This window comes from Amycolatopsis jejuensis (genome assembly GCF_000717335.1).
In the GTDB taxonomy this organism is placed as follows: Bacteria; Actinomycetota; Actinomycetes; order Mycobacteriales; family Pseudonocardiaceae; genus Amycolatopsis; species Amycolatopsis jejuensis.
This window is the reverse complement of the sequence record NZ_JNYZ01000005.1, coordinates 450,983-477,042: the sequence shown is the minus strand read 5'-3', so window position 1 is coordinate 477,042 and position 26,060 is coordinate 450,983. Positions and strand designations below refer to the sequence as shown.

28 protein-coding genes, 2 tRNA genes and 3 pseudogenes are annotated in these 26,060 nt (G+C 68.3%); 14 read left to right on the top strand and 19 right to left on the bottom strand.

Annotated features, from left to right (window positions below):
* Nucleotides 1-307: 307 nt before the first annotated feature.
* On the bottom strand, nt 308-682 hold the full coding sequence (locus tag OO71_RS53300; RefSeq protein ID WP_425388658.1) for an alcohol dehydrogenase catalytic domain-containing protein: 375 nt from the start codon (nt 680-682) through the stop codon (nt 308-310).
* A 142-nt stretch (nt 683-824) separates the two neighbouring features.
* Here OO71_RS53300 and OO71_RS08770 point away from each other — a divergent pair, with 142 nt between their 5' ends.
* Nucleotides 825-1,517, top strand: a complete 693-nt coding sequence (locus tag OO71_RS08770) for a GntR family transcriptional regulator (protein ID WP_033289081.1) — start codon at nt 825-827, stop codon at nt 1,515-1,517.
* Between the two features lie 13 nt (nt 1,518-1,530).
* Here OO71_RS08770 and OO71_RS08765 read toward each other — a convergent pair whose 3' ends face one another.
* Genes OO71_RS08765 through OO71_RS08725 form a run of 8 tightly spaced genes read right to left on the bottom strand, consistent with a single transcriptional unit; the run spans nt 1,531 to nt 8,663 of the window.
* Nucleotides 1,531-2,433 carry an NAD(P)-dependent oxidoreductase gene (locus tag OO71_RS08765; RefSeq protein WP_033289080.1) on the bottom strand — a complete coding sequence of 301 codons (903 nt, stop codon included), beginning with the start codon at nt 2,431-2,433 and terminating at the stop codon, nt 1,531-1,533.
* 1 nt (nt 2,434) lies between these two features.
* A complete protein-coding gene (locus OO71_RS08760) occupies nt 2,435-3,100 on the bottom strand; it encodes an NIPSNAP family protein (protein ID WP_033289079.1) in 666 nt (221 codons plus the stop codon).
* On the bottom strand, nt 3,084-3,971 hold the full coding sequence (locus OO71_RS47195) for a cupin domain-containing protein (RefSeq protein WP_084144799.1): 888 nt from the start codon (nt 3,969-3,971) through the stop codon (nt 3,084-3,086). The genes OO71_RS08760 and OO71_RS47195 overlap by 17 nt, the downstream gene beginning before the upstream one ends.
* 49 nt (nt 3,972-4,020) lie before the next feature.
* Nucleotides 4,021-5,169, bottom strand: coding sequence for a thiolase family protein (locus OO71_RS08745; RefSeq protein WP_033289198.1), 1,149 nt, complete (start codon nt 5,167-5,169; stop codon nt 4,021-4,023).
* 5 nt (nt 5,170-5,174) lie between these two features.
* A complete protein-coding gene (locus tag OO71_RS08740) occupies nt 5,175-6,725 on the bottom strand; it encodes an AMP-binding protein (RefSeq protein ID WP_033289078.1) in 1,551 nt (516 codons plus the stop codon).
* Nucleotides 6,722-7,588: a fumarylacetoacetate hydrolase family protein gene (locus tag OO71_RS08735; RefSeq protein WP_033289077.1), complete on the bottom strand. Its 867-nt coding sequence runs from the start codon at nt 7,586-7,588 to the stop codon at nt 6,722-6,724. The genes OO71_RS08740 and OO71_RS08735 overlap by 4 nt, the downstream gene beginning before the upstream one ends.
* Nucleotides 7,589-7,645: 57 nt before the next feature.
* Nucleotides 7,646-8,176 (bottom strand): chromate resistance protein ChrB domain-containing protein, encoded by a 531-nt coding sequence (locus tag OO71_RS08730; RefSeq protein WP_051791332.1) that lies wholly within the window; start codon nt 8,174-8,176, stop codon nt 7,646-7,648.
* Nucleotides 8,177-8,198: 22 nt separating this feature from the next.
* The gene (locus OO71_RS08725) at nt 8,199-8,663 is read right to left on the bottom strand and encodes a nuclear transport factor 2 family protein (protein ID WP_162186052.1); all 465 of its coding nucleotides are present in this window, start codon (nt 8,661-8,663) and stop codon (nt 8,199-8,201) included.
* A 106-nt stretch (nt 8,664-8,769) separates the two neighbouring features.
* Between OO71_RS08725 and OO71_RS08720 the strand changes: the two genes are divergently transcribed.
* Nucleotides 8,770-9,603, top strand: a complete 834-nt coding sequence (locus OO71_RS08720; RefSeq protein ID WP_033289076.1) for an SDR family oxidoreductase — start codon at nt 8,770-8,772, stop codon at nt 9,601-9,603.
* A 550-nt stretch (nt 9,604-10,153) separates the two neighbouring features.
* Nucleotides 10,154-10,345 (top strand): hypothetical protein, encoded by a 192-nt coding sequence (locus OO71_RS08715; RefSeq protein ID WP_033289075.1) that lies wholly within the window; start codon nt 10,154-10,156, stop codon nt 10,343-10,345.
* 325 nt (nt 10,346-10,670) lie between these two features.
* On the opposite strand, the gene OO71_RS08710 is transcribed toward OO71_RS08715, so the two are convergent.
* From OO71_RS08710 to orn, 3 genes are all read right to left on the bottom strand, one after another.
* Nucleotides 10,671-10,743: transfer RNA gene (locus OO71_RS08710), tRNA-Lys, on the bottom strand.
* 217 nt (nt 10,744-10,960) lie between these two features.
* Nucleotides 10,961-11,036, bottom strand: a tRNA-His gene (locus tag OO71_RS08705).
* Between the two features lie 68 nt (nt 11,037-11,104).
* Nucleotides 11,105-11,713: an oligoribonuclease gene (orn, locus tag OO71_RS08700; protein WP_033289195.1), complete on the bottom strand. Its 609-nt coding sequence runs from the start codon at nt 11,711-11,713 to the stop codon at nt 11,105-11,107.
* A gap of 118 nt (nt 11,714-11,831) precedes the next feature.
* On the opposite strand from orn, the gene OO71_RS08695 reads away from it, so the two are divergent.
* Both OO71_RS08695 and OO71_RS08690 read left to right on the top strand, forming a co-directional pair.
* Nucleotides 11,832-13,376 (top strand): helicase HerA-like domain-containing protein, encoded by a 1,545-nt coding sequence (locus tag OO71_RS08695; RefSeq protein ID WP_033289074.1) that lies wholly within the window; start codon nt 11,832-11,834, stop codon nt 13,374-13,376.
* A 76-nt stretch (nt 13,377-13,452) separates the two neighbouring features.
* Entirely contained in the window at nt 13,453-13,839 is a 387-nt protein-coding gene (locus tag OO71_RS08690; protein ID WP_033289073.1) for a DUF3224 domain-containing protein, read from the top strand.
* A 113-nt stretch (nt 13,840-13,952) separates the two neighbouring features.
* On the opposite strand, the gene OO71_RS08685 is transcribed toward OO71_RS08690, so the two are convergent.
* Complete coding sequence (locus tag OO71_RS08685) at nt 13,953-14,879, bottom strand: S1C family serine protease (protein ID WP_051791327.1); 927 nt, start codon at nt 14,877-14,879, stop codon at nt 13,953-13,955.
* 693 nt (nt 14,880-15,572) lie between these two features.
* Nucleotides 15,573-16,040: a MarR family winged helix-turn-helix transcriptional regulator gene (locus tag OO71_RS08680; RefSeq protein ID WP_033289072.1), complete on the bottom strand. Its 468-nt coding sequence runs from the start codon at nt 16,038-16,040 to the stop codon at nt 15,573-15,575.
* A gap of 61 nt (nt 16,041-16,101) precedes the next feature.
* On the opposite strand from OO71_RS08680, the gene OO71_RS08675 reads away from it, so the two are divergent.
* Together OO71_RS08675 and OO71_RS08670 are read left to right on the top strand one after the other, a co-directional pair.
* The gene (locus OO71_RS08675) at nt 16,102-16,737 is read left to right on the top strand and encodes a DsbA family oxidoreductase (protein WP_211260465.1); all 636 of its coding nucleotides are present in this window, start codon (nt 16,102-16,104) and stop codon (nt 16,735-16,737) included.
* Between the two features lie 16 nt (nt 16,738-16,753).
* Nucleotides 16,754-17,611, top strand: a complete 858-nt coding sequence (locus OO71_RS08670; protein ID WP_033289070.1) for an LLM class flavin-dependent oxidoreductase — start codon at nt 16,754-16,756, stop codon at nt 17,609-17,611.
* Between the two features lies 1 nt (nt 17,612).
* Here OO71_RS08670 and OO71_RS08665 read toward each other — a convergent pair whose 3' ends face one another.
* The gene (locus tag OO71_RS08665) at nt 17,613-18,791 is read right to left on the bottom strand and encodes a cytochrome P450 (protein ID WP_033289069.1); all 1,179 of its coding nucleotides are present in this window, start codon (nt 18,789-18,791) and stop codon (nt 17,613-17,615) included.
* A gap of 79 nt (nt 18,792-18,870) precedes the next feature.
* On the opposite strand from OO71_RS08665, the gene OO71_RS08660 reads away from it, so the two are divergent.
* From OO71_RS08660 to OO71_RS08650, 3 genes are read left to right on the top strand one after another with little or no spacing between them, the layout of a single operon-like run.
* On the top strand, nt 18,871-20,118 hold the full coding sequence (locus OO71_RS08660) for an FAD-dependent monooxygenase (RefSeq protein ID WP_033289068.1): 1,248 nt from the start codon (nt 18,871-18,873) through the stop codon (nt 20,116-20,118).
* Nucleotides 20,119-20,175: 57 nt separating this feature from the next.
* Nucleotides 20,176-20,802, top strand: a complete 627-nt coding sequence (locus tag OO71_RS08655) for a TetR/AcrR family transcriptional regulator (RefSeq protein WP_033289067.1) — start codon at nt 20,176-20,178, stop codon at nt 20,800-20,802.
* Complete coding sequence (locus OO71_RS08650; protein ID WP_033289066.1) at nt 20,799-21,554, top strand: PIG-L family deacetylase; 756 nt, start codon at nt 20,799-20,801, stop codon at nt 21,552-21,554. The genes OO71_RS08655 and OO71_RS08650 overlap by 4 nt, the downstream gene beginning before the upstream one ends.
* Before the next feature lie 286 nt (nt 21,555-21,840).
* Here the strand turns inward: OO71_RS08650 and OO71_RS53295 are convergent.
* The 4 genes and pseudogenes from OO71_RS53295 to OO71_RS51540 all read right to left on the bottom strand — a co-directional run.
* A pseudogene (locus tag OO71_RS53295) lies at nt 21,841-22,239 on the bottom strand (enolase C-terminal domain-like protein); the annotation flags it as partial.
* A gap of 103 nt (nt 22,240-22,342) precedes the next feature.
* Nucleotides 22,343-22,633: pseudogene (locus OO71_RS53290) on the bottom strand (chloromuconate cycloisomerase); the annotation flags it as partial.
* Between the two features lie 20 nt (nt 22,634-22,653).
* Complete coding sequence (locus tag OO71_RS51545) at nt 22,654-22,983, bottom strand: dienelactone hydrolase family protein (RefSeq protein WP_211260464.1); 330 nt, start codon at nt 22,981-22,983, stop codon at nt 22,654-22,656.
* Between the two features lie 116 nt (nt 22,984-23,099).
* Nucleotides 23,100-23,270: a flavin reductase gene (locus tag OO71_RS51540; protein WP_211260463.1), complete on the bottom strand. Its 171-nt coding sequence runs from the start codon at nt 23,268-23,270 to the stop codon at nt 23,100-23,102.
* A gap of 131 nt (nt 23,271-23,401) precedes the next feature.
* Between OO71_RS51540 and OO71_RS53285 the strand changes: the two are divergent.
* The 4 genes and pseudogenes from OO71_RS53285 to OO71_RS49965 all read left to right on the top strand — a co-directional run.
* Nucleotides 23,402-23,524: pseudogene (locus OO71_RS53285) on the top strand (LysR family transcriptional regulator); the annotation flags it as partial.
* Nucleotides 23,525-24,257: 733 nt separating this feature from the next.
* A complete protein-coding gene (locus OO71_RS49975) occupies nt 24,258-24,575 on the top strand; it encodes a PadR family transcriptional regulator (RefSeq protein ID WP_033289063.1) in 318 nt (105 codons plus the stop codon).
* The gene (locus OO71_RS49970) at nt 24,572-25,378 is read left to right on the top strand and encodes a hypothetical protein (protein WP_033289062.1); all 807 of its coding nucleotides are present in this window, start codon (nt 24,572-24,574) and stop codon (nt 25,376-25,378) included. The genes OO71_RS49975 and OO71_RS49970 overlap by 4 nt, the downstream gene beginning before the upstream one ends.
* A gap of 283 nt (nt 25,379-25,661) precedes the next feature.
* On the top strand, nt 25,662-25,943 hold the full coding sequence (locus tag OO71_RS49965) for a hypothetical protein (protein ID WP_156096226.1): 282 nt from the start codon (nt 25,662-25,664) through the stop codon (nt 25,941-25,943).
* The last annotated feature ends 117 nt before the right edge of the window (nt 25,944-26,060 follow it).

Sequence of the window (26,060 nt, the reverse complement as noted above, 5' to 3'; positions counted from 1 at the left end):
TGCAACCTACACCGAGCGAACAATCCCGGTAGTCGTACTCGAACCCGCCCCGACCGCATAAGCAATCCGCAGGACAACCTTGCCACCAGGCATCCCCGACAAGCCCAGCTCAGCAGCGGCGCACCAGTCCTCCAGCGGAAAATACGCGCGACCGGTACCGCGAATTCGCCCTGCGCGGCCAGTTGCGCGTAATCGCCGAGTACGTGGCTGTGGTGCTGATGCGCGTCCTCACCGAACTGGCACCGCACCCCGAGTTCCTGAGCTGCCGCGAAATCGCTTCCACCCGCCGGTTCGTGGACACGATCGGCTATGCCGGAGCGCGATTGGCACTGCGGCGTATCCGACCGTGGTCCCAACCCCGTGCACCAACACGGCGTCGAGTCCGAGCGCGCCCAGCCCGCGGTGCGCCGTCTCCACCGCTTTCGGGAGCGATGCGCCGGCCGCCGTCGCCGATCGCGTCGACGATGCCGGACACCTCGAGCCCGATCCCCCGCGGCAGCGTCCCGGCGAACAATCCGTTGCACCGCGCCCAATCCACCGGGTTCATCCCGCAGGCCTGCACGGCGACCCGGACCCGGCACGGGAGCTCCGGCGTCTTCCAGGTGCACGACGTCGAGCGCGGATCCGTACTCGCGAAAACGAAGAGTACGCACGGTTGCCTCCCCGATTGTGATAACAGCATCTGGTGTTATCAAATCGGCAACGACAGCCCCTGCTCTCGACGTCGCTGGGAAGAGCCCTCACCCCCTCGAAGTGGCAAGAGGCTACGATATAGCGATGACGCGGGCGGACCGGAAGACGACCGGGCAGGGCAGGAGCAACGCATGACCGAGCACGTGTTCCGGCCGGTGACGGGACATCAGGTTTCGGCGGTCGACCTGGTCACCGTCGAGGTCCGGGACTCGATTCTGCGCGGGGTCCTCGCCCCGGGTAAGAACTTCTCGATCGCCGAGCTGGCCCGGCAGATGAACCTCAGCCACGTTCCCGTCAGGGAAGCGCTGCGCCGGCTCGAGGGGCAGGGCCTGATCGAGCTCAAGCACGCGCGCAGCGCCCGGGTCGTGCCGCTGTCCAGCGAGGACATCACCGGGATCTACGGCCTGCGCAAGATGATCGAGCCCGAACTCGCCGGCCGCGCCGCGGCACTCGGGTCGGCCGACCAGGTCCGCGCGCTCACCGAGCTGCTCGGCCGGTTTTCCGCTGCCGACCCCGAGGAAGTCTGGCAAGCGCACCAGGAGTTCCATCGCATGCTCGTCGCGCCCGCCGCGTCGGCATGGGACATGCGGACCCTCGACCAGCTCTGGACCGCAGCCGCCCGCTACACGCGGCTCGTCTACGACTTCGCTCCGGTCACCAAAGCCGAACGCACGCGCCGCGTCAAGGTCCACGCGCACATTCTCGACGCGGTGAAAGCGGGAGATGCCGACGGCACCCGCACCGTGGTTGCCGATCACCTCGCGGACAACGAGGCAGGCATGGTGGACCGGATCTCCCGACTGGAGCCGGCCGCGCTCGGTTGATCCCGCGGTCGCCTCACGAACCGGGAGGCGGCCGTACCCCGGCGGCGTTCGCTTGCTGCTCGTAGAGCGACAACAGGTCCAGGTCCCGCAGGCCACCTGCGATCGCCGACCCGATCCGCTCGCGGGTGGCGACGCTGACCGGCAACGGCACGTCCAGTTCGCGCGCGGCCCCGAGACCGAGGTCGAAGTCCTTGCGCAGGGTCTCGGTGGTGCCGGTGGGTGTCCAGTCGCAGGCCAGCAGGTCGCCGGTGCGGTTGCGGACCCAGTCCGAGGCAAGCACCGTGCTGTTGAAGAACTCGAGAAAGGCGGCCCGGGTGGTCCCGTTCTTCTCGGCGAGGCTGGTGACCTCGGCCAGCGCCTGCACCATCACCCCGAGATACAGGCTGAGGCTGAGCTTCACCAGCCGGCTCTGCTCCCCATCGCCCGCGTAGACGGCCACCTTGGCGAGCTCGTCGAGAATCGGCTTGGCCCGGGTGAACGACGCCTCCGGCCCGGACGCGACAATGCAGGCGGCACCTTCCGCAACGGCACTCGGGTTCCCGCTGACGGGCGCCGCGAGAAAGCCGACCCCGGCAACGGTCGCCGCCGCGCGTACCTCCGCCGATACCCCGGGCGAGGTAGTGGAGCAATCGACGATCAATCCGGGTTTGCGCTGCGCGCACAGCAGACCGTCGTCCCCGGCGACGACCTGGCGGAGGTCATCGTCGGCCGACACACACACGAACACGACAGGACAGCTCGCCAGATCCGTGATCTTCCCGGCCCGGCGGGCGCCCTTTTCCAGCAGCGGCGCGGTTTTGGCCGTGGTGCGGTTCCACACCACCACCCGCTCCCCCGCATCGATCAGGCGCGCGGCCATGACGGTACCCAGCCGTCCGGTGCCCAGCCAGCCCAGCTCTCGCTCCGATGGATTCACGTCAGTCACTCCCTTGCTCGAACAGGGCCCGATGGCTCGGTAGCGGCGCCGGCCGAAGCCGGGTGACCGCGCTGGTGGCCGTCAACGACGCGACCGCCTGGCGAAACCTCAAGGCGGACGGCGCTCGCCGGTACCCGGCCATGTCCACCCACCAGCTGTAGCGGTAGATCTGGTGCAGTTTGCCCATCAGCGAACCGAAATCGCCGATCCGGTGCGCTCGCAGGTCGGCGTCCTCGAAGTCCGCGCAGCGGCGCCAGTACTCCGGTGCCGCACCTGGCCAGAGATCGAACCGTTCCTCGACGACGGTGAGCGTCGGGTCAGGCGGCGGCGGGGTGATCGGTGTCCCGCCGCCGGGCCGCAGGAAGGTGGTCTCCTGCGCGGTGAGCAGCGGGCGGGCCCGGCGGTAATACTCCGCCGGATGCTGCCGGTAAACGCGCTGGTAACTCTCGTCCCATTGATCGAGCGAATCGAACGAGTACAGATGCACGATCCTTTCCGTCGCTTCGCCCTGCGTCGAGAAATAACAGATGTGGTGGCTCAGCACCGGGTGCATGGTTTCGCCCTGGTTGAACTCGCGCTGCAGCTCCCAGAACATGGTGGCGCAGCCGGGTTTCAGGGTGTAGCACCGGCGCTCGATCACCGGACTGCGGTCACTGATCGCGATCACCCCGATCGGGGTAGTGCCGCTCCCAATCGCCGAGTACCCGGGTGGCGTGCCGGTGCGGCGGTACCGGTGCCTGAACCTCCAGCCACCGGACGCGGCCGGTCCGGTCGCCGCACGGCGCATGCGGGGTGCCTACCCCGGACCATGCGGTGTCACCGGGGCGGAGGCGGTGGACCCGCCCGCCGAGTTCGAAGTCCGTTTCGCCCTCCAGCAGGAAGTACGACTCCTCGAAGGGATGGGCATGGGTCGAAATCGCCCCATCGGTCTCCATGTCGACGATGAACATGGTGAGCAGGTCCGCGCCGCGCGCATGGTCGACGAGCATCGTGACCGACACGCCGGGATGGGCGATCTGCAAGGGTTTCGCCCCCGCCGGATGGTGGCCCACCAGCCGGAGCACGGGATCGGCGAAATCCGGCGGCGCCGCCGATTCCGTGCAGTCGGGTGCCTCCGCCGGAAAGAAAGTGTCGCGGTGGCCGGAATCCGGCCGCACCGAAACCGGGGTGCCAGCATCCACCCAACGGGTCTCCGCGCCGCTGCGATTGGCGAATGCGCGCAGGGCGCCGTAGGGAATAAAGGCGAAATCACCAGGCCCCAATAGATAAGCGCGGTCCTCAAGCTGTACCGCGAGCTCCCCGGCAAGGACGTACACCGCCTGTTCCCGAGGACGCACGTGTGGTGGGATGCGCCCGCCCCCGGCAAGCCTGCCGATGGTGAGTTCCAGGTGGACGGTGCCGGTCTCGGGCCCGAGCAGCACGAGCTGGTCGAACCCGGTGGACTTCCCCCGCAACAGCCACGGAACGCTCACCCTCGACCAGTCCTGCCGGACGACAGCCGCGCCTCTTCGCTCCCCCGCCACTACCGGACCTCGCATCGGTGACCTCCAGGTCGTTCGTCGACGTTGACGATCAGTCTTGAGCGCGTCACAAGCGTTCGAAAACCATGGCGTTGGCCATGCCACCGCCCTCACAGATCGCTTCCAGCCCGTACTTCGTGCCGGTCCGTCGCATGCGGTGAAGCAGCGTCGCGGCGATCCTCGCGCCCGAAGCACCCAGCGGATGCCCGAGCGCGATGGCACCACCGAGCTGGTTCGTCCGTGCCGGCGATGCGCCGGTGGCCGCGTACCAGGCACCGAGAACCGAGGCGAATGCCTCGTTGATCTCGAACGCCCCGATGTCGTCGAGGGAGAGCCCCGCGCGATCGAGGATCTTCGCCGTGGCGACGATCGGGCCGTGCAGCATCAGGATCGGGTCCACCCCGACCGTCGTCACGCTGTGGATCCGGGCGATCGGCCGCACTCCTAGCTCGGCCGCTTTCGCCGACGTGGTGACCAGCAGGGCCGCGGCCCCATCCGAGATCTGGGAAGCGTTTCCGGCAGTGACCACGCCGTCTTCCCGAAAAACGGGCCGCAGGTTGCCGAGGGTGCCTACGTTGGTGTCCGGGCGAATTCCCTGGTCCGTCGTGACCTCGCCGGTGTCGGTGAGAACCGGGACGATCTCGTCGTCGAATTCGCCGGACCGTTGCGCCGCAGCCGCTCGCTCGTGGGAGGTCGCCGACAGTTCATCGAGGTACCGGCGGGACAGCTGGTAACGCTCCGCGAGCAGTTCGGCGCTGATGCCCTGCGGCACGAGCCGGTCTTCGTACCGGGTCCGCACCCGGCCGTACGGGTCCGCGTCGTTGATGTTGGAGAACATCGGGACCCGGGACATGACCTCGACCCCGCCCGCGATCACGACGTCAGCGTGTCCGGCCAGGACGCCAGCAGCGGCGAAGGCCAGTGCTTGCAAGGAAGAACCGCATTGCCGGTCCACAGTCACGCCGGGCGTCGACTCGGGCAGCCCTGCGGCGAGCGCGGTGCTGCGCCCGATATTGAACGATTGTTCTCCGACCTGGGATACACACCCCCAGATGACGTCTTCCACCGCACGGGCTTCGATCTGGTTACGGGACAGCAAACTCGACACCACCTGGCCACCGAGATCGACCGGATGCAGCCCCGAAAACTGACCACGACTGGGCTTGCCGACTCCGATCGGTGTTCGGACTGCGTCGATGACGACGGCATCCCGGATGAAGGTCATCGGCAACCTCCCTCGGACATCACGGTGGTGCGAAGCATCCTCTTGTCGACCTTGCCGTAGGGGGTGGTGGGCAGCGCATCAAGCTGCACGTAATGCTTCGGGCGTTTGTACGGCGCGAGTTCCGCACGGCACACCCGCGTGGCCTCGGAAATCGAAAACGAGTCATTGTCATCGGGAACGACGACAGCGGTGACGGCCTCGCCCCAATCCGGGTCAGCCACTCCGACAACGGCGACCTGGGACACGCCGGGGCACCGGTGCAAGACGTTCTCGACCTCAGCGGAGTAGACATTCATGCCGCCGCTGATGATGACGTCCCCGTTGCGGTCCAGCAAGTGGACGTAGCCGTGGTCGTCGACGAACCCGATGTCTCCGGTGTGCAGCCAACCATCTCGCAACTTTTCCTCGGTGATGTCCGGAAGGTTGTGGTAGCGGGCCATCACGTACGGACCGCGCACCCCGATCTCGCCCACCGTCCCCGGTGAGGCAGGACGCCCGTTTTCGCCGAGAGCAACAACATCCATCAGCAACGCGGGCCGCCCGCAGCTCGTGAGAAGGGTTCCGCCACCACGCAGATGGTCTTCCCTGGTCAAGCGCGTGATGAAGTTCGGGGCCTCGGTCTGCCCGTACAGTTGCATGAACACGGGTCCGATGCGTTCGAGTCCCTGGCGCAGCCGTTCGCGAAGAATCGGAGCCGCACCGTAAAGCACAGTCCGCAGTGAGGAAACGTCGGCCGGACGCGTTTCCAGCCGATCGAGCAGGCGGTAGATCATCGTGGGCACCATGAACGTGAACGTCACCCGGTTCTGCGCAAGGTGGTCGAGAACCGCGCCGGGATCGAACCGCTGCTCCAGATGGATCGTCGCCCCCTTGAGCAGACCAGCCTGTGCCAGCGAACCGGCCGCATGCGCCAGTGGCGTGGTGAGCAACATCCGCTCGTCGTCGAGCAACCCGATCTCGATGACGTGCGCGAGCAGGTTGGCGACGATCCCCTGCTGATGGTGGACTACCCCCTTCGGCCGGCCGGTGGTCCCGCCCGTGTAGATCAGCAGCGCCGGGCTCGCTGGATCGACGTCGACCTCCGGCGGCCGGGTTCCGTCGGCCGAGGCCAGGACGTCCGCCCAGGAAAGGTCGGCGCCGGACGGCTCGTCGACGGCGATCACCTGCTCGACCGGATTCGGTGACAACGCCTGAATCGCGGACGCACAGGCGCGGTCGGCAATCGCGACCTTCGCCCCGCTGTCGCCGAGAATCATGCCGATCTCGCGGTCGGTCAGCACGGGGTTGACCGGAACCTTGGTGGCCCCCAGCCGGATGATGGCCTGGTCTGCCACGAGAAATTCGGCTCGGTTGCCCATCGCCACGGCGACAGGATCACCGGGGCCGACGTCCTTCGCGTGCAACGCATTCGCGAGCTGGTTGGCCTGGTACGCCAGCTCCCGGTACGAGAGCGCGCGTCCGTCGCGAACCAGCGCCGTGCGGTCCCCGAATCGCTCGAGCACATCGGCGTAGAGCCCGCGAAGCGTCGACGTGCTTGCGGTCTTCATGCGCTGACGGGAGAAACGGTCGGCTCCGGGGAGACGAGATGGGTGGCGAGTTGCCCGATTCCTTCGATCTCGCTCAGCAGAATCTGGCCGGGTCGCAGGGAACGCCGGGGCGTGCGAGCGAATCCCACGCCGCTCGGGGTGCCGGTGAAGATCAGGTCGCCGGGCAGCAACCGGACATCCGCGGACAGCTTCTCGATCAGCTCGGGGACCGGGAAGATGAGTTGCGACGTACGGGATTCCTGCACCTTTTCGCCGTCCAGGAAACAGCGGATGCCGAGGTCGCCGGAATCGGCGAACTCGTCGGCGGTGGCGAGCCACGGCCCCGTGGGCCCGTACCCGGGAAGCGACTTGCCGATGTTGAACTGTGGCGGCTCGCCCGCGAATTGCCGTTCCCGGTCGGAGAGATCCTGGCCGATCGTCAGCCCGGCGACGTGCGCCCACGCGTCCGCGGCGGTGACCCGGTACGCCGGTCGTCCGATGACCACGACCAGTTCGACCTCCCAGTCGGTGGCGTCCCCGGACACCCCGACCGGCGTCGACGGTCCGGCGATACAGCTCGCGAACTTCGTGAACGTCATCGGGAAATCCGGGATCTTCATACCGGCTTCTTCTGCGTGGTCGCGGTAGTTGAGCCCGATTCCGAAGACCTGCCGTGGCCGCGGCGAGGGCGCCTGCAGCTCGGCCGGCATCGAAGCGGGCGCCCCCGCCGCGCCGATCCCGGCCGCCCACGAACGCAGTTCGTCCCAACGCTCGTACGCGGCCTGCACGCTGGACCCGAATCGCCCGCCGCTGGCTGTCTCCACATCGACGGGGGAACCGTCCACAAAGGTCGTAAGACGGTGGTCGACGTTGGCAATGAACATCGCGTGGTTCTCGTTTCTCTGGTTGCCGATCGGTTCTGAAGTGGCTCGGGCCGGCAGCTACCACGGCGGCAGCAACGACGCCCAGTCGGCGGCCTCGCGATAGGCAGCCATTCGAGCCACAATGTCCGAGGGGAAAGCGGGTCGAGCGCAGTCCGTTGCCCACAGCGTCAGGTAAAGCGCGTCGTAGTACGGCGCCGAGTCCCGCAGGTTCTGTGCGTCGTCGGGCCGCAGCACGACCATTGCCTCCGAGAACGCCGCCAGTGCGACCGCGGCCTGCTCAAGGTCGGCAGACAACGCCGACCCCTCTTTCCCTTGCGCGAGAGCGATTCCGCGGTCCACGACAGCCGCCATCCGGTGCAGCTCCGATACTTCGAGTGCATAGCCGGACAAGATCTTGCGGAAGGTACTGCCGTCGGCATCGTGCGCCCCGAACCGTGCCCCCGGCATCGCATAGGTGACGGCGCCATCGGGCGGCCGCTCACCCTCGTCGGCAAAACCGAAAGTCGCCGAGGTGTCGACGAACCTTCGGATCAGCCAAGGGGAAGCGACGCGATCGAGGTGGATGTGGCTTCGCGTGACCCAATGCACGTGGTCGTCTCCTCGTTCCGGCCTACCAGCTGATGTCGGGTCGCCACATTTCGTAGCCGTTTTCGCGGATGATCAGTCCGTCCTGGATGTGGAAGTTGTGCACTACGCGCAGATCCACTCGCGTCCCGACCGGCAGCGGATGATTCGGGAAACCCTTGCTGTCCACCAGCTTGAACGTGAACTCGGAATCGTCGAATGCCCGGTCTTTCGTCGCGTACTGCTCGATCGTGGTCCGCTTCGAGTCGACCGAACTCTCGAAGATGCGCAAGTAGTTTTCGAGCACGTCCCGCTTGCCGTGGTAAATCTGCCTGCGTCCCGGAACCTCCCAGACGATGTCGTCGTGGTAGAGCTTCTCGAGCATGTCGAGCTGATGCGGGTTCTCGAACGCGAAGTGCCAGTGCGCCAACCACAATGCCCGCTCCGGAGTACCCACCGGCGGTGCGGCGTCCCAGTCCGGCTCTTCGGAAAATGAACTCGTTTCGGTCATTGCGCCTCCGAACGTCGGTACTTCCCGGCTCGTCGCCAGCTTCACGCTACGATATATCCTAGCCGATAGCGGGTCAACCGTGGCACGATCCACCCCAGGAGGGCACATGACCGGAACGTGGTTCATCACCGGCATCTCGCGTGGTCTAGGACGCGAGATGGCCACACAGCTGCTGAAGCGAGGGGCGACTGTCGCCGGGACGGTGCGCGACCCGGCGAGCGTGGCCGATCTGCGCACCGCCCACCGTGAGCACCTGTGGGTCGGGCAACTCGAGCTTGCCGACCCGGCCGCCATCCGCAGGGTTGTCGACCGGGCGTTCAACGATGTCGGCCCCGTCGACGTGGTCGTCAACAATGCGGGATACGGCGTCTTCGGAGCCATCGAAGAACTGTCCGACGAACAGATCCGCGGCGTGCTCGATACGAATGTGATCGGCTCATTGCAGGTCGCGCGGGCGGCACTGCCACACCTCCGCCGGCAAGGAAGCGGCCGCATCCTCCAGGTGTCGTCCTACGGCGGACAGGTCGCGCGGCCGGGTGCCGCGCTGTACAACGCGAGCAAGTGGTGCATCGAAGCGTTCATGGAGGCCCTGCAGCAGGAGCTCGTGCCATTCGGAATCGGCGTGACGCTGGTCGAGCCTGGCGTCGTACGCACCGAGTTCCGCGGCCGAAGCGAGCTGGCCCAGCCCCTCGCCGCCTATGACGGCACTCCGGCGGCGGCCCTGCGAGGGCTACGCGAAGCGTCACCCGGCCCTGGCGACCCCGTCCGGATCGCTGCGGCCATGATCGAGAGTGCCCAGCGCGAGCCAGCACCTCGCCGTCTGGTCCTGGGCAGCGATTCCTATGCCTTTATGCATGAGGCGCTCACTGAACGGCTGGCGGAACTGGAGGCACAGCGGGAAAACGCTTCCACCACCGACTGGCGGGGCGAACCGGGTTGATCCCCTGGGCTCTGAAGCATCGGCGAGCAGGCTGCGCAGACCGAAGCCGGTCAACCGTAGAAGCGAAGAAGCTGTTGTGCGACGCACACCGGCTTGCCGGCATCTTACCTACACACCCGCACCCGACACCTCCCCGCAGGTAGCGGTCACGGTCGGCCTGCTGAAGGAAGAACAGACGACCGAGATCGCCACCTCACTCGCCGCCGCTCTCCGCCCCTCCACCATCACAACCACCCATCAACACTGACCCTCCCCAACACGGCAGGCAACGCCATACCCCACGGACACAGCCAATTCCACCCGGCGTCAAGCGCCCCCGACACCTTCCCGAGCCGCTTGGCTCCAGCCCCTTCGCGGTGAACGGGCGGCGCGGCGTATGCGGCAATCACATCAGTATCCGGCGATAGGAAAGCCATCGGACTGGTAGAGCTAGCTGTACCGCACAGCTGCAGGCCATTGGCCCGTCGTCACACTGTCAGCTGAGTTCCTTTGCCGCGAACGAGCGCAGCCGGGAACTCGACTGCGGTGCGAAGACCCGGAGAATCAGTTGATGTGGATGGTCGCCCCGTTCCTGGGGCTCTTCTTCGTGCTTGTCGGGCGTGCTGGCCTCGCTGCGCTGTTCCAGAACAGCTCGGCACGCCGCCGTGACGCTTACCGCGTACTGAAGCTGCTCATCGGCGTCGTGAGCGCGTCCGGGATCGCTATCCTGACGTCGCTGCATGAAGCTGGTGTCATCTCCTAGCCGGTTTCAACGTCAAACGGCTGCTCGAGCGCCGGGTGGCCGTTTGACTAGGGGTGGACATGAAGATGATCCAGCACATGCTCCGCCACTCCTCCATCAAAGTCACCATGGACCTCTACACCAACGTCGCCCAAGAAGTCGCCGCCGACGCCGCACGCAAACTCGCCGGAGCCATCCCCCGGAAAGCGCGTCTGCACCCAGCCCGCGCTCTCGGGCTCCCCTCGGGCTCGCAAGAGACCACAATGGACAGTCCACAACCGGACGAAACCACTCCGGATAGCACAAATCCCCAGGTCAGCGTAAACAACGACCTGGGGAGTGAGGGTGCGCCATCAGGGACTCGAACCCCGAACCCGCTGGTTAAGAGCCAGCTGCTCTGCCAATTGAGCTAATGGCGCCTGTTGCTGTCTGCCGCGGTGGTTTCCCTCGGCGACGTGGGAAAAGATTAGCAGGGCGTTCTCCCCCCGTTCCAGGGGGGTCCCCTTTCCGGTTCGCCCTGGTCACCGCGTTCGGCGAGCCGAAGGCGGCTCGGGAGGGCCACAGGGGAGGGCCACCGGGGAACAAAACAAAAAACCCCAGCCCACCCCGGAAAGGGGGGTAAGGGCTGGGGGTTGCTGGGGTGGCTAACGGGGCTCGAACCCGCGACCTCCTGGACCACAACCAGGTGCTCTACCAGCTGAGCTATAGCCACCATGCAGCAGGAGATCTCTCCGTGCTGCAAGCAATCCTAGCGGGTGCCCCGGGGCACTCTGCACCGGGTCACCCCCGGTGGCGTTCCAGTACTTCGGCGGCGGCTGCTTTGGCCTGGTCGCTCGTCGGGCCGGGCTGGGGGACGAAGGCGACCGCGCGGTAGTACTCGAGTTCGCCGATCGACTCCTTGATGTCTGCCAGTGCGCGGTGTGCCAGGCCTTTTTCCGGCTTGGCGTAGTAGATCCGCGGGTACCAGCGGCGCACGAGCTCCTTCACCGACGACACGTCCACCATCCGGTAGTGCAGGTGGCCGTCGAGGGCGGGCATGTCCCGGGAGATGAAGCCGCGGTCGGTGGCGATCGAGTTGCCTGCCAGCGGGGCGGTGCCGGGGTCGGGGACGAACTCGCGGATGTACTCCAGCACGCGCTGCTCGGCCTCGGCGAGCGTGATCGACGAGGCGCGGACCTCGTCGGTCAGGCCGGACTTGGCGTGCATGTCGTGGACGACCTGTGGCATGCCGTCGAGCTTGGCGTCGTCGGTGTGGATGACGATGTCGACGCCGTCGCCGAGCACGTTGAGGTCGGCGTCGGTCACAAGCGCGGCTATTTCGATCAACGCGTCCTTGCCGAGGTCCAGCCCCGTCATCTCGCAGTCGATCCAGACAAGATGGTCGGTCACCCGCACCACCCTAACCCGACACGGGGATGTCAGCCGCGTCACCTGCGCTTCCGGCGCGTTACGCTCGGTCAGCCAGTGCAGCCAGCGTGATTTCGGACTCGGGAACGGGGTGCGGCCAGTGGCCGAGCAGGGGTCGGGAGCAGCGGCGGAGATCGCCAAGGGATACGTGAGCGACGGGGCGGCGGTCGAGCTCGGCGCCGTCGTCATCGACGGGACCACCGAGGCGTCGGCTGCGGTGCGGCTGCCGCTGGCCACCCTGAACCGGCACGGGCTGGTCGCGGGCGCGACCGGCACCGGCAAGACCAAGACGTTGCAGCTGATCTCGGAACAGCTGTCCGCGGCCGGGGTGCCGGTGGTGCTCGCCGACGTCAAGGGCGACCTGTCCGGGCTGTCCGCGCCCGGCGAGGCGAACGACCGCACCGCGAAACGGTCCGCGGAGCTGGGCGACGACTGGACGCCCGCGGCCGGTCCGGTGCAGTTCCTGTCGCTGGGCACGGGCGGCACCGGGTCGCCGATCCGCGCGACCATCACCAGCTTCGGGCCGGTGCTGCTCGCGAAGGTGCTCGGCCTCAACGAGACCCAGGAGTCCACGCTCGGCCTCATCTTCCACTGGGCCGACCAGCGCGGCCTCGCCCTGCTCGACACGAAGGACCTGCGGTCCGTCATCACGCACCTGACCAGCGACGAGGGCAAGGAAGACCTCAAGGGCATCGGCGGGGTGTCCGCGGCGACCGCGGGCGTGATCCTGCGTGCACTGTCCAATCTGGAGGCTCAGGGCGGCGAGGACTTCTTCGGCGAGCCGGAGCTGGACGTGCACGACCTCATGCGCCAGCAGGACGGCAAGGGCGTCATCACCCTGCTCGAACTGGACAACCTGCAGTCGAAACCGGCGCTCTTCTCCACCTTCCTGATGTGGCTGCTGGCCGAGCTGTTCGAGGAGCTGCCCGAGGAAGGTGATCTCGACCAGCCGAAGCTCGTGTTCTTCTTCGACGAGGCACATCTGCTGTTCTCGGACGCGTCGAAGGCGTTCCTGGAGCGGATCGAGCAGACGGTGAAGCTGATCCGGTCCAAGGGCGTCGGCGTGTTCTTCTGCACGCAGCTGCCCACGGACATCCCGAACAACGTGCTGTCGCAGCTCGGCGCCCGGGTGCAGCACGCCCTGCGCGCGTTCACGCCGGACGACCAGAAAGCCCTGGTCAGGACGGTCAAAACGTATCCGAAGACCCCGCATTACGACCTCGAATCGGCGCTGACGTCGCTGGGGATCGGCGAGGCGGTCGTCACCGTGCTGTCCGAGCGCGGGGCGCCGACGCCGGTCGCGTGGACGCGGTTGCGGGCGCCGCGGTCGAAGATGGGGTCGATCGGGGCGGAGGCGATCCAGGCGGCGGTCGCTTCGTCGGATCTGCATGCGAAGTACGCGGAGACGATCGATCGGGAGTCGGCGTACGAGAGGCTGGCGGCCAAGGTCGCGCCTCCGGCCGACGCGCCCGAAGCCCCGTCTGCGCCAGCGCCAGCACCGTCGTCGGCTGCGGCCGACAAGGACGAGCCGGGGCTGATTTCGCAGGCGATGAGCAATCCGGCGGTCAAGTCGTTCATGCGGTCGGCGGCGAGTGCGCTCGGACGGGAGATCACGCGCGGGTTGTTCGGCAACCGGCGCCGGTGAGATACCTGACAGGAGATGGCAGGTATTGGCGGTTGACTGTCCGGGACCGAGCAGCCGTCAGTACAGGAGCAGTGTTATGACCAGCACCGCCGTCGCCACGTTCGAGCTGGACACGTGGGAGCCGCAGGAGCAGGACGAAGCCGCGGGTACCGCGTTCGCGCGCGTGGTGATCGCGAAGACCTTCACGGGTGCGCTCGAGGGGACCAGTCGCGTCGAGATGTTGACGGCGTCGAACGAGACTTCGCGCGCGTACGTCGCTTTCGAGCGCTTCTCGGGCGCTGTCGACGGCAAGAAGGGGACTTTCGTGCTGCGGCACACCGCGGGCGACGAAGGCCTGTCGCTGCTCCTGCTCCCCGGCTCGGGGACGGATGAGCTGCGCGGTATCTCCGGGTCGGCCGGGATCGTGGTCGACGACGGTGGTCAGCACACGTTCACGCTCACGTACGAGCTTCCGGACGCGTGACAAGCCGCTCTCCCCGGGCCCCGAATTCCCGGAGAGAGCGGCTTGGTTCCTCACCGCCCCGATCGGGTGAGGAGCGGCGGCGGGCCGCCCCGACCACGGTCCGCCGCCCTGGCTCAGCCGTTGACGATCTGGTCGACGATCTTCTTCGCGTCGTTGATGGGGATGGCGAAGCCGATCCCGACGCTGCCTGCCGACGAGTTCGGGCTGTAGAGCGCGGAGTTGATGCCGATCACCTGGCCTTTGCCGTCGACGAGCGCGCCGCCGGAGTTGCCCTGGTTGATGGAGGCGTCGGTCTGGATGGCGGTGTAGCTCGGGCCGGACGTGCCGTTGGCGGTCTGCCTGCCGAACGGCGAGTCCTGCTGCTGTTGCCCACCGCCGCCGACGTCGGCAAGCGGCCGGTTGAGCGCGCTGACGATGCCCGTGGTGACGGTGTTCTGCAGCCCGCCCGGCGACCCGATCGCAATGACCTGCTGCCCGACGACGAGCTTGCTCGAATCGCCGAGCGTCGCGGCGGTGAGGCCGCTCGCGCCTTCGGCCTGCAGGACGGCGATGTCGCTCTTGGTGTCCGATCCGACGACGCGCGCCTGGAACTTCTTGCCGTCCGACGTGGTGACCGTGACGCTCTGCGCGCCTTGGACTACGTGTGCGTTGGTGAGAATCCGGCCGTCCGGGGTGAGGATGACGCCGGACCCGATCGCCGTGCCGCGCCCGGTGGCGACGTTCACCTGCACGACGCTGGGCACCACCTTCGCCGCGACCGCGCTGACGTCCCCCGATGAGGTGGTGTTGCTGACGGTCTGGCCGGTGGCGGAGGAGGACGAGGTGGTGGCGGACCCGGCGCTCCCGCCGGTCAGCCCGACGATTGCGGCGCCCGTCCCGCCCCCGATGAGCGCGGCGGCGAGCGCGGTGGCGCTGACGATCGCGGTCAGGCGGCCGGGCCGTTTGCGGGGGGCGGCGAGGGCTACGGGCGGTTGGCCGGGCGGGGTTGGGGGGTAGTGGTAGTGCGGGTTGGGTGGCGGAGAGTGGGGTGTGCCCGGCATGGGTGACGGTTGCCCGATCGGCGGGGTGCGGTGTTGCGCGGCGGCGGTCGGTTGAGTGGTGTGCGGCGCGTTCGGAATGGACTGGGCTGCTTGCTGTGCGGCCGGAATCGGCTGGGCTCCGTGTGGCGTGGCCGGAATCGGCTGAACGCTCCGCGGCTCGCCGGGACCTGGCTGAGTGCCAGGCGGCGTGGCCGGAATGGACGGGCCGCCCGGATTCGGCTGGGCACCGTGTGGCGTGGCCGGAATCGGCTGCCCGCTGCGCGGCGCGGCCGGATTTGGCTGTGGATCACGCTGTGCTGCCGGAATCGGCTGAACGCCCTGCGGCGCGGACGGGCTCGTTCGGAAACCCGGTGACGCTGCCGGAGTCGGCTGAACGCCCTGCGGCGCGGCCGGACTCGTTCGGGAACCCGGTGGCGTGGCCGGAATCGGCTGGGCACCGTGTGGCGCAGGCGAGCCCGTCTGCCCACCGCTCCCCTGCTGGGCCGGGCCGGTGGTGAACGGGCTCGTCCCGTGCTGCTCACTGCTCTGGTGCGGCTGGTGCCCACCTGGGGTAGCGGGGCCGGGCCGGCTCTCGTTCTCGGTCATGAGCCCAGAATTGCGGCCGTGCTTATGAACAGCCTGTGGAAAACCCTCAGGCTTTCCTGAGAAGAATCAGCTGAGAAGAATCAGCTGAGAAAGGCCCGGTTGCGCGAGTCAGAGGCCGCAGTCGAAATCCGACGTGCCGGGGTTGGCGTCGGCGAGGCGGTGCAGTGCGTCGGCGATCCGGCGTAGCTCGGCGGGTTTCAGGTGGTCGGCGAAGTAGGTGGCGACGACGGCGTCGACGACCGGGCGCGCGGCCGCCAGGGCTTTCCGGCCGGGTGGGGTCAGTTCGGCCCAGGTGGCTCTGCGGTCGGCGGCCGACAGGGTGCGCGTCACCCAGCCGTTTTTCGTCTCCAGTTTGCCGACCAGCCGGGTGGCTCCGCTGCGGGAGATCATCAGCTCGTCCGCGAGGGCGGCCATGCGCAGCGGTCCACCGGCCCGGTCCAGCGCGGACAGTACCTCGTGTTCGAAGTAGGTCATCTCGGCTTTGTCGCGCAGCAGGTTGTTGAGGTGGGCGAACAGCAGGGAGTCCGCGCGGTACAGCGCACGCCACGCGGTGGTCTGGTCCTCGGTCGCCCTCATGGTCCGGGAGTTTAGCGCGCAACCGTTGACACGTGAATCGTATCCTTCGTATCGTGCACGGGTGAATAGTTCACGTGTCAACCGTATGCGACGGGTCGACGTCTATGCCGACGTGCTGTGCCCGTGGAGCTTCATCGGCAAGCGGCGCCTGGACACGGTGCGCGCGGGGATGCGGGTCGACGTGCGGTGGCGCAGCGTCGAGCTCGATCCGCGCCTCGGGCGGGTTCCCGGCCGCACGGCCGCGCAGGAGATGGCCGATCCGGCCTGGTGGGGCGACGCGGCGGCGGCGCGGATCGCGGACCTCCGGGCGCTCGGGGCCGCCGAGGGCCTGGCGCTGAACCTGCATCTCGCCCGTCCGGTGAACAGTTTCGACGCGCACCGGTTGCTCCAGTTCGCCGCCGAGCGCGGGCGGGCCGACGTGATGGTCGAGCACCTGTTGGTCGCCTACCACACCGACGGGGCCGACATCGCCGACCCGCGCGTCCTCCAGCGCTTGGGCGAGCGGGCCGGGCTGCCTGCCGCCGAAGTAATGACAGTCCTGGCCGGCAACGCCTATGCCACGCGCGTCCGGGCGGACGAGCGCGACGCCGCGGATCGGGGCGCGACCAGTGTGCCGTCGCTGGTCATCGACGGCGGTAGCCCGATTTCGGGGGTACAGCCGCCCGAGGTGCTGCGCCGGTTGTTCGCGGATCAATAGAGACAAGGAAGCACACATGGACATCGGAATCGGACTGCCCGGCCACGCCCCGTGGACTGACGGCCGCCTTCTCGTGGAATGGGCGCGCCGGGCCGAGGCCCGCGGGTTTTCCACCCTCGCGGTGAACGACCGGCTGTTGTGGTCCACGCCGGAACCGCTGATCACGCTCGCCGCTGCGGCAGGCGCCACGTCCCGGATCAACCTGCTGACCAGCGTGCTGCTGGCCCCTTTGCGCAGTAATCACGCGCTGTTCGCCAAGGCGGTGGCCACGCTGGACCATCTCGCGGGTCCGAACCGCTTGCGCCTGGGGCTGGCCGCCGGGTTCCGGCAGGATGATTACGCTGCCGGTGACGTCGACTACCCGACCCGCGGCGCGCAGTTCACCGCCCTGCTCGACCGCATTGAAACCACCTGGCGCGGCCGCACCCCGGCCGAGCTGCGGCCCGCGACCCCGGGCGGTCCGCCGTTGCTGTTCGGCGGAACGTCCAAGGCCACCCTCACCCGCATCGCGACCCGGGGCAGCGGCTGGGTCGCCGGGACCGCGGCGGTGTCCGACGTCCAGGAGTTCCTCCCCCGCCTGCACCGCGCCTGGGCCGCCCACCATCGCACCGGCAAGCCGCACGTCACAGTCTCGGCGATGTTCGCCCTCGGCCCCAACGCGAAGGTGGCTGTCTCCCAAGCGATCGGCGCGTACTACGCCTTCGCCGGGCAGCAGTGGATCGACGACGGGATCGCGGCGGCACTCACCACCCCCGGCCAGATCCACGCCACCGTCGCGGCTTTCGAACGCAGCGGTTGTGACGAACTGATCTTCACCGCGAACGACCCGGACCCGAACCAGGTCGACCTTCTTGCCGACTGCCTGGCCAGGTGATCTACCAGGCGACGGGAAGTGTCTCGACGCCGTGCACCGCTGTCATGGTGCGGAAGCGGAGGTCCGCCGGATCGACGTCGAGCCGGAGCTTCGGAAAGCGCCGGAGCAGTGCCGGCAGCGCGATCCGGATTTCCATCCTGGCCAGCGGTGCGCCGATGCAGTGGTGGATGCCGTGCCCGAAAGCCACGTGCGGGACCGGTTTCCGGGTGATGTCGAAATCGCCTGCGGCCGGGAGGAGCTCCGGGTCGCGGTTGGCCGCGGGCAGCGAGGCGACGATCACCTCGCCGGGGTGCATTGCCTGCTCGCCGACGACGGTGTCGGCCATGACGGTGCGGGGCAGGCCGGAATGGACCGGGGTCAGGAATCGCAGCAGTTCCTCGACGGCGTCGTCGACGCGTTCGGGCTCGTCGCGGACCGCGGCCAGCTGATCGGGGTGCTCGAGCAAGAGGGCGGTGCCCGCGCCAAGGGTGCCGGCGGTGGTCTCGTGTCCCGCAATCAGCAGTACCAGGGCGATGCCGAGCAGTTCGGCGTGGCTGAGGTCCGTGTCGTGTTCGCGGATCAGCATGCCGATCAAGTCGGCACCCGGACTGCGGCGATGCCGCTCGACAAGGTCGCTGAAGTACGAACGAAGCGCGTCGAATGCTTCGGTTCGTTCTTCCGGTGACGCAGTGAGCCGCAGCTGAACCGACGACAGATGCTGGAACATTTCCCGGTCGCCGTAGGGAACTCCGAGGAGTTCGCAGATGACCAGGGACGGAACGGGCAACGCGAAGCCCGCGACGAGGTCGGCCGGGGGACCGGCGTTCTGCAGGTCGTCGAGGACCTCGCCGACGACGGCCCGCACCCGGGGCTCCAGCGCGCGGATGCGGCGCATCGTGAACTCGGGGGTGAGCAGCCGGCGCAGCCGGGTGTGCTCGGGCGGGTCCTGGCCCACCATGAACGAAGCCGCGCCGGCGAGCTGCCCCCCGCTCGAAGCGGCCAGGTTCTCGCTGCTGAACCGGGCCGCGTCGCCCAGGACGGCACGCACGTCCGCATGCCGGGTGACCAGCCAGGCAGCTCCCCCGAAACCGGTTTCGACCTGGCCCGGCCTGCCCGACCGGGCCCGGTCGGCGAGGTCAGGGCCCGGACCGTAGCGGTCACGCGACATCGAGACCGGACGCGACGGTACTGGCGAGGTCATGCTCTTCTCCCCTGATCGTTGACTTTATCTGGTAAACTTACTGAGTAAGTATAACGACGGCAACAAGGGGATCGGTGCCATGACAGCCACCTCCGGAACACGCGCACTGAACGTTCTCGTCTGTGGTGGGGGGATCGCTGGGCAAGCATTGGCCTTCTGGCTGGTGCGGGGTGGTCACCGGGTGGTCGTCGTCGAGCGGTTTCCGGGGTTGCGGGCCACTGGTGCCCAGGTCGACCTGCGGGGGCAGGGCATCGACGCGATCACGGCGATGGGGCTGCTCGACGCCGTCAAGAGCAAGCTGGTGGACGAGCGTGGCGTCGCGTTCGTGGATGCCCGGGGCAAGGCTCGGGCGACGATCATGGCCAACACGTCCGGCGAGGGTCGCCAGAGCCTCACGTCCGAATACGAGATCATGCGCGGCGACCTCGTCCGCCTTCTGCACGATGCCACCGGCAGCGAAGTCGAATACCGCTTCGGGACCACCGTGGAGCGCTTCGAGCAGGATGAGGACAAGGTCGTCGCACACTTTTCCGACGGGACTTCCGGCGAGTTCGACCTGCTGGTCGGCGCCGACGGGCAAGGCTCGCGCATCCGGCGTGCCATTCTGCCCGGGGAGCCGGAACCGTACTGGCGGACGGGAATCCACATGTCGTACTGGTTCGTCCCACGGATCGCGTCGGACAGTGCCATCCGGGATACGTATCTCGCCCCCGGCGGGCGGATGATCATGCGCCGGAGCCACCATCCGGACGAGACCCAGGTGTATTTCGTGCTGCGGGAGACGTCGGCGGAGGCCTCGGCTGTCCACCGGGAACCGGTCGAACGCCAGAAAGCGTTCTGGGCCAAGCGGTTCCGCGACGCGGGATGGCAGACCAGCCGGTTCATCGAGGGCATGCAAACCACCGAGAGCTTCTACTCCCAAGAGGTCGTGCAGGTCCGCACGGACACCTGGGCGAAAGGCCGCGTCGCCCTCGTCGGCGATGCTGCGCACTGCGCCTCCCCCTACAGCGGCATGGGCGTCTCCGGTGGCCTGGTCGGGGCGTACGTTCTTGCTGGCGAGATCAACCGTCGTCCCGGTGATCTGCCGCGGGCGCTCGCGAACTACGACACGATCCTCCGGCCGTTCGTCGACGAGATCCAGGCCACGGTGAAACCGCGCCTGCTGCGCCTCGGGATGCCACGGACCCGGTTGGGGATCAACGCCTTCCTCACCGCGTCGGGACTGGCAGCTTCGCTGCGCATCCCTGACCTCGTCGCCCGCTTCTCGACCGAGGACCGCGGCGGCGCCTGGCAACTCCCCGCAAGCCCGGAACTCCTTGCCCGGTAAGGGTGTTTGCTATCTTGACCGGCCAGTGCCCACCGCAGTGAAGGAGTCCCCTGCCCCATGCCGAACCGAGGAGATCGCGGCGGATCGAAGACCCGGGCGCGCATTGCGGAAGTGGCCACGGAACTGTTCCTGGAACACGGTTTCGACGACGTCACGATCGCCCAGGTCGCGGCTGCCGCCGGGGTGTCCAAGGTGACCGTGTTCTCCCACTTCGAACGCAAGGAAGACCTCCTCCTCGACCGGCTGCCCGACATCGCCGACCTCGTCCGCACCGCACTCCGGGAGCGGCCGGACGGCACCGGCGCCGTCGAAACCCTCCGCCGAGCCGCCCTCACCCTCGCCGACGAGCGGCACGTGCTCTCCGGCTTGAGCGGCGACATCGAACCCATCATGCGGACCATCACGGCGTCACCCGCATTGATCGCCCGGCTCCGGGCCTTCTCGCACGAAATCGAAGCCGAGCTGGCCACCGAACTCGGCCCGGCGTTCGACGGCGACAGCACGCTGGCCGCGGCCCTGCTCGTCGCCGCGTACCGGACGGTCGCCGTCGAGACCGTCCGGCGCCGCCTCGCCGGGGACGACCTCGCGGACCTCGCCACCACCCACCGGCAGCGCCTGAACCGCGCCTTCGACGCCGTCGAGCATGGCATCGGTGGCCATTCAGGTGACAGCACGCAAGAATGACCGCCATGACGCTGCCTGCCCTGCCTGAGGAATCGTTCCAGCGTGTGCTCTGTGTGGTCGCGCATCCGGACGACATGGAGTACGGCACGTCGTCCGCGGTCGCCCGCTGGACTGCGCGCGGCATCGAGGTCGGCTACCTGCTGCTCACTCGCGGGGAGGCCGGCATGCCCAACCCGCCAGAGGAGACGGCCCGGCTGCGCGTCGCCGAGCAGCGGGCCGCGTGTGCTGCCGTCGGGGTCGAGCACCTCACCGTTCTCGAACATCCGGACGGCGTGCTCGTCTACGGCCTCGACCTGCGCCGCGACATCTGCCACGAGATCCGCCGCTTCAAGCCCGACGTCGTCCTCGGCACCGCGTACGACGTCGAGACTCCCTACGGTTTCGACCAGGCCGACCACCGCGCTGCCGGGCTCGCCACCCTCGACGCGATCCGCGACGCGGGCAACCAGTGGGTTTTCCCGGAGGAAGACCACGAGCCGCACGACGTGCGGTGGTATCTCGTACCCGGGATGCCCGGCTCCGGCGCCACGCACGGCGTCGACGTCACCGGGGAGCCACTCCGCCGTGGCGTTGCGTCCCTGGAGGCGCACGGTGAGTACCTGGCCGCGCTCCCGCAGCACCCCGCGCCCGCGGACTTCATCCCGCAGTTCGCTGCGATGAGCGGCAAGGCGATGGGGGTGGAGCACGCCGTGCTGTTCCGGGCGTACGACCTGCAGGCGCCGCCGGAGTTCGGGACCGGCGACGAGGGCTAAGCGTTGAGCACCGAAGGGTGCGGGCTCGATCACCAGATCGGGAAACAGCGGCAGATTCCACAGCGCCGAATGCAGCTCCGCATTGTCGGCCACCTCGAAAACGCTTACGCTCTCGTATTTCCCGGCCACCAATGTTTCCGCCCGCCGGTGCGCTGCAGTTCCTGCGAGTACTCCCGCTCCGCCGCAAGGAGCTCGTCGGTCTGGGCAGGGCCGAGATCTCCCGGCAGCCCGGGCCGGTGGGGGTCACCAGGTCCGCACCGGCGAAGTGCACGGGCTCTTCGACGACCTCGTCCACGAGCAGGGCCGGGCCGAACAGCTCGCAGCCGAGCGACAGGTCGGGCATGGTTCCGATGGCCGCCATGATCGAGCTCTCCGGTGTCGCGGCGCCGAAGCACGACAGGCCCGCGCCTTCGGCGATCGTGGCGATCTCGCGGGCGCGACCCAGTCCGCCGCATTTCGGGATTTTCACCGCAAACGCTTGTACCGCAACGGCTTTGACCAGGTCCAGCGCCTGGTATGCGCTGGCCACGGCCTCGTCCGCCATCACCGGGATCGGCAGCCAGCACAAGGCGTCGCGCTCCGACCAGCGGCCGTTGGTGTCGACGAAAACCTCGCAGCCTGCCGGAAAGTGCGCCAGTATGTCCACGACCCGCTGGGTGTCCGCGTCGGCCGGTTCCGCGCCCATCTTGAACTTGAACGACCGGTGCCCGGCCTCGAGCTTCTCCGTCAGTTCGTCGATCAGCTCCGGCGCAGGCCCGGCACTGAACGCCCCGGTGATGGGGGTCCCACAGCGCGGTCTCGATCGCTGCCTTCGCGACCGGATCGGCGACCACCAGGCTGTCCATCCGATCGACCGCGCGCCCGATCTCGGCCGCGTCGAAGCCGACGAGCAGCGACACCAGGTACCGGTCGACGATGGTCTCCACCGATTCGCCGCCGCCCGGCGTGACCGCTTCCCCGATGCCCGCCAGGACACCGGCGGTGCGGATCCGGACGACGACGATGCTCTGGTGGTTCATCGTCGTCACGGCGAAGCGGTGCGTCCGCCTGCTGGGCAGGTCGACGATCGAGGCCTGCACCTCGGCGATCGTGGTGTCCTTCACCGCGCCTGCCCGAGGTTCGCGTCGGTGCGCGCCCAGGACTCGCGGGCGGGCTTCGAGTCCGCGTTCTGCTCGCTCAGCCCGGCGAGGAAACCGTGCCCTGCCCCGGGATGGACGTACGCCGTGTAGGGATGATCGTCCCCCCAATGGCACAGCACCGGGGACCGGATCGCCTCGGCGAGGTCGACCGGCCGCGGCGCCTTGGTGACGGACGGATTGCCGAAACCACGCGGAAACGGGTAGTAGCACGCCGTGGCCACGTCGCTTCCGGTTGCCGCCAGGTCCAGTGCGAGGGTGCCGCCGAGGCAGAAACCCAGGACTTCACCCACTCGATCTGCTGTACCAGACCGAGGAAGAGGACGTGGTGGCCGCCGTCGTAGTCCCGCCACGGCGAGCATTCGACGTACGCGAGGCAACCGCTCAGCCGGGGACTGTCGGCGCCCTCCTAGTGCTGGGCGTGCGCAGCCTGCTGGACCGTGAACCGGTTGCTCCGCAACCGTTCCAGTGCCTTCGCCCGCCGGTCGATGGAGACCAGGATGAGCGGCGGCGTCAGGGACACGGCGGTGAACGAGTTCACGGTCAGCCCGTAGACCTGACCGCCTTCAATGCACGTCACCACTGTGACGCCGGTGGCGAAGTGCCCGAGGCAGGTACGCAGGTCGCCGGGATCGACAGCCGGGGCTCGTTTTCCGGCTGGTACGCGAAGATCACCGGGCTGCCGGTCCGGGACGGAGTCAGAGCCCTCGCGTGGAATTGCGACGCTTGCGGGCGTTCACGGTGCTCGCCGAGCAGCTGAACTTCAACCGGACAGCCGAACTGCTGCACGTCACGCAGCCGTCGCTGACTCAGCAGATCAAGCGGCTCGAGCACGAAATCGGCGCGGCGCTGTTCGAGCGGACCACCCGCAAGGTCGACCTCACCGCCGCGGGCGTGGAGCTGCCGGCGCGCAGCCGGGCGATCCTGTCCTCGGTCGACGAAGCAGTCGAGGCCACGGTTCGGGCCGCGCGCGGGGAAACCGGCCGCCTGCAGGTCGGGCTCACCGGCACGGCCACGTACGAGCTTCACGCGGGAGTTCCGGGCCGAGGCGCCCGACGTCGAACTCGTGCTGCACGGCGAGATGCTGACCCCTGCCTGGTGGCCGCCCTGCTTTCCGGCGACCTCGACGTGGCCTTCCTGCGCCCGCCGGTGACCGCGCCGGAACTGGCGGTGGAGGTCCTGCGCCGGGAACGCCTCGGGGTTGCTGCTCCCCGAGCGGCACCGCTTGGCCCAGCAGGCGGCGGAGACGTCCGTGGTGACCAGCCTCGTCGCTGCCGGGGTCGGCGTCCGCTTTCGGTGCGGTACATCCACATCAGTGGCGCCGTGCTCCGTCCGCTGACCACTGCGGAACCGCACATCGACCTCGCGGTGGCGTGGCCCCGCAGCCACACCTCGACCGTGCTCCCCCGGTTTCTGGCCACCACCGGGAAATTGATTTCCTCCCCCGCCGCGCAGCAAACGAAATCAGCCTGCTGGGCATCGACCTCCGGCGTGGGGATCGACGGCTACGTCCAGGACGCAGGGGAGGATTGTTGCCGTACTAGTCCGACATATGTAGAGTTAGTGCATGCCACGGACCAGGGCAGCGTCTCCGCAGACCGTCGGCGTCCTGCGGCAGCTCCTGCAGGACGCCGACGGCTGGCACTACGGCTACGACCTCAGCCGGAGTACCGGCCTCAAGTCGGGCACGCTGTACCCGATCCTCGTCCGGCTGGCCGAGCGCGGCTGGCTGGAAACCCGCTGGGCCGAACCGGAACGCACCGGACGGCCGCCCCGGCATCTGTACCGCCTGACCGCGGACGGGATGGCCGCGGCAGCAACGGTCGGCGCCGCCGCGGAAACTCGCGGGACAACGCAGCGACGTCCCAGACCGGCGCTGTCGTGAACCGCCTCGACCGCGTGGCCGGATCGCTGGCTCGCCGCCTGCTGCGCCGAGCGGCCACCCGGCGGGGCACGGAACTCCCGTGGGTTCGCGCGCTGGGCGCCGAGATGGACGAGCTCGCGACCGGATGGGCACAGCTGGGCTGGGCACTCGGCGCCGTCCGGCTGAGGTGGGTCGAATTGCGGCACCGATGGCATGTCCGGCTGCGATGGGTCGAACTGCGGCACCGATGGCACGCCCGGCAGCGATGGAACGAACTGCGGCACCGATGGCACGCCCGGCTGCGATGGAACGAACTGCGGCACCGATGGCATGTCCGGCAGCGATGGAACGAACTGCGCCACCGATGGCACACTCGGCTGCGTTGGGTCGAATCGGCGGGTGGCCTCGGCGGTTTCCGCGTCTACGGGCCCGCGGTCGTCGGCGGCGGGGCGATGTCGTTGTGGGTCTATGCGAATCGTGCGGCCGACGCGCCACTCCCGCTGGCCGCGGCGGTTCTCCTCGCCCCTTACTTCGCGGTGATCGGCTTCTGCTGGGCCCGCCGCCGGAGGGCGCCTATCGCGGCTGCGGTCGGGGCGGTCACGGCGCTGGTCGGGTTCGAGATCGTCACCATCGGCACGGCGGTGTACACGGTGGTCACCGAATCCGCCTTGAATGCGGTGGTATGGCTGGGATTCGGGGTCGCGTACGCGCTGCCGGTCGGGTTCGTCGGCGCCGTCGCGGGGCTCACCGGCGCCCTCGCCGCCCACCCTGTCGCCAGTGTTCGCGCGCTCCGCCGGGCAATCGTCGAATCGCGTGTGGACTGAGGGAAAACCGTTGGCGGGCTTGGGTTTCCCAAGCTGCTGCCGCACGGCGATCACCGCGGTGGGCAACACCAGGGTCGGCGCGACTGCGCAACTGCCCGAGTTCGAAACACCGACTGCTGGATCTCGCCGGGAGCACTTCCGCCATCGCGGGTGGCACGTGGTACATCGCAGCCGAGGCCAGCCACGCCATTCCGGCCGCGAACAGGAACAGGCCGGTCGGTCCCGCCACGGCGCCGACACGCCGAGGGCCGTACCGCGACGCGCGGGCGGGAAGGTGCCGATGATGACCGCCATCACCTGCGGCATCAGCGCGGCCACGCCCCGGCACGGCTCTGGCGGCGATCAGCAGCGCCGGCGCATACAGCACGGGCGCCGCCGTGAACACCGGCGATCAACACGGCCCGCGCACGTCGCGCATCCGGCCGAACACGATCAGCAGCGCGGCCGGCACGGGGAGGTGGATGTCGATCACCGGCAGGACCTCTCCAGCGACGGGGGCATGCTCGGGATCGCGACGTTGATCGGCTGTCAGATCCAGCAGCGTCACGAAGAACCCGAATGCTAGCATCCTAACCAGCTACCAAGCCAGTCAGGGCTGTCCTGAGCGCGGGGAATGCGTCCTGCGCCGGTGCGTGAATTCCCGGATGAATTACGATCCGGATTGCTGCCGACCAGCCACAGT

Bases quoted from the DNA above. Each gene is read 5' to 3' on its own strand.
- OO71_RS53300 (WP_425388658.1), bottom strand. From the start codon at position 682: ATGCTGTTATCACAATCGGGGAGGCAACCGTGCGTACTCTTCGTTTTC.
- OO71_RS08770 (WP_033289081.1), top strand. From the start codon at position 825: ATGACCGAGCACGTGTTCCGGCCGGTGACGGGACATCAGGTTTCGGCG.
- OO71_RS47195 (WP_084144799.1), bottom strand. From the start codon at position 3,971: ATGCGAGGTCCGGTAGTGGCGGGGGAGCGAAGAGGCGCGGCTGTCGTC.
- OO71_RS08740 (WP_033289078.1), bottom strand. From the start codon at position 6,725: ATGAAGACCGCAAGCACGTCGACGCTTCGCGGGCTCTACGCCGATGTG.
- OO71_RS08735 (WP_033289077.1), bottom strand. From the start codon at position 7,588: ATGTTCATTGCCAACGTCGACCACCGTCTTACGACCTTTGTGGACGGT.
- OO71_RS08725 (WP_162186052.1), bottom strand. From the start codon at position 8,663: ATGACCGAAACGAGTTCATTTTCCGAAGAGCCGGACTGGGACGCCGCA.
- OO71_RS08720 (WP_033289076.1), top strand. From the start codon at position 8,770: ATGACCGGAACGTGGTTCATCACCGGCATCTCGCGTGGTCTAGGACGC.
- OO71_RS08715 (WP_033289075.1), top strand. From the start codon at position 10,154: ATGTGGATGGTCGCCCCGTTCCTGGGGCTCTTCTTCGTGCTTGTCGGG.
- OO71_RS08690 (WP_033289073.1), top strand. From the start codon at position 13,453: ATGACCAGCACCGCCGTCGCCACGTTCGAGCTGGACACGTGGGAGCCG.
- OO71_RS08685 (WP_051791327.1), bottom strand. From the start codon at position 14,879: ATGCCGGGCACACCCCACTCTCCGCCACCCAACCCGCACTACCACTAC.
- OO71_RS08680 (WP_033289072.1), bottom strand. From the start codon at position 16,040: ATGAGGGCGACCGAGGACCAGACCACCGCGTGGCGTGCGCTGTACCGC.
- OO71_RS08670 (WP_033289070.1), top strand. From the start codon at position 16,754: ATGGACATCGGAATCGGACTGCCCGGCCACGCCCCGTGGACTGACGGC.
- OO71_RS08665 (WP_033289069.1), bottom strand. From the start codon at position 18,791: ATGACCTCGCCAGTACCGTCGCGTCCGGTCTCGATGTCGCGTGACCGC.
- OO71_RS08660 (WP_033289068.1), top strand. From the start codon at position 18,871: ATGACAGCCACCTCCGGAACACGCGCACTGAACGTTCTCGTCTGTGGT.
- OO71_RS08655 (WP_033289067.1), top strand. From the start codon at position 20,176: ATGCCGAACCGAGGAGATCGCGGCGGATCGAAGACCCGGGCGCGCATT.
- OO71_RS08650 (WP_033289066.1), top strand. From the start codon at position 20,799: ATGACCGCCATGACGCTGCCTGCCCTGCCTGAGGAATCGTTCCAGCGT.
- OO71_RS49975 (WP_033289063.1), top strand. From the start codon at position 24,258: ATGCCACGGACCAGGGCAGCGTCTCCGCAGACCGTCGGCGTCCTGCGG.
- OO71_RS49965 (WP_156096226.1), top strand. From the start codon at position 25,662: ATGACCGCCATCACCTGCGGCATCAGCGCGGCCACGCCCCGGCACGGC.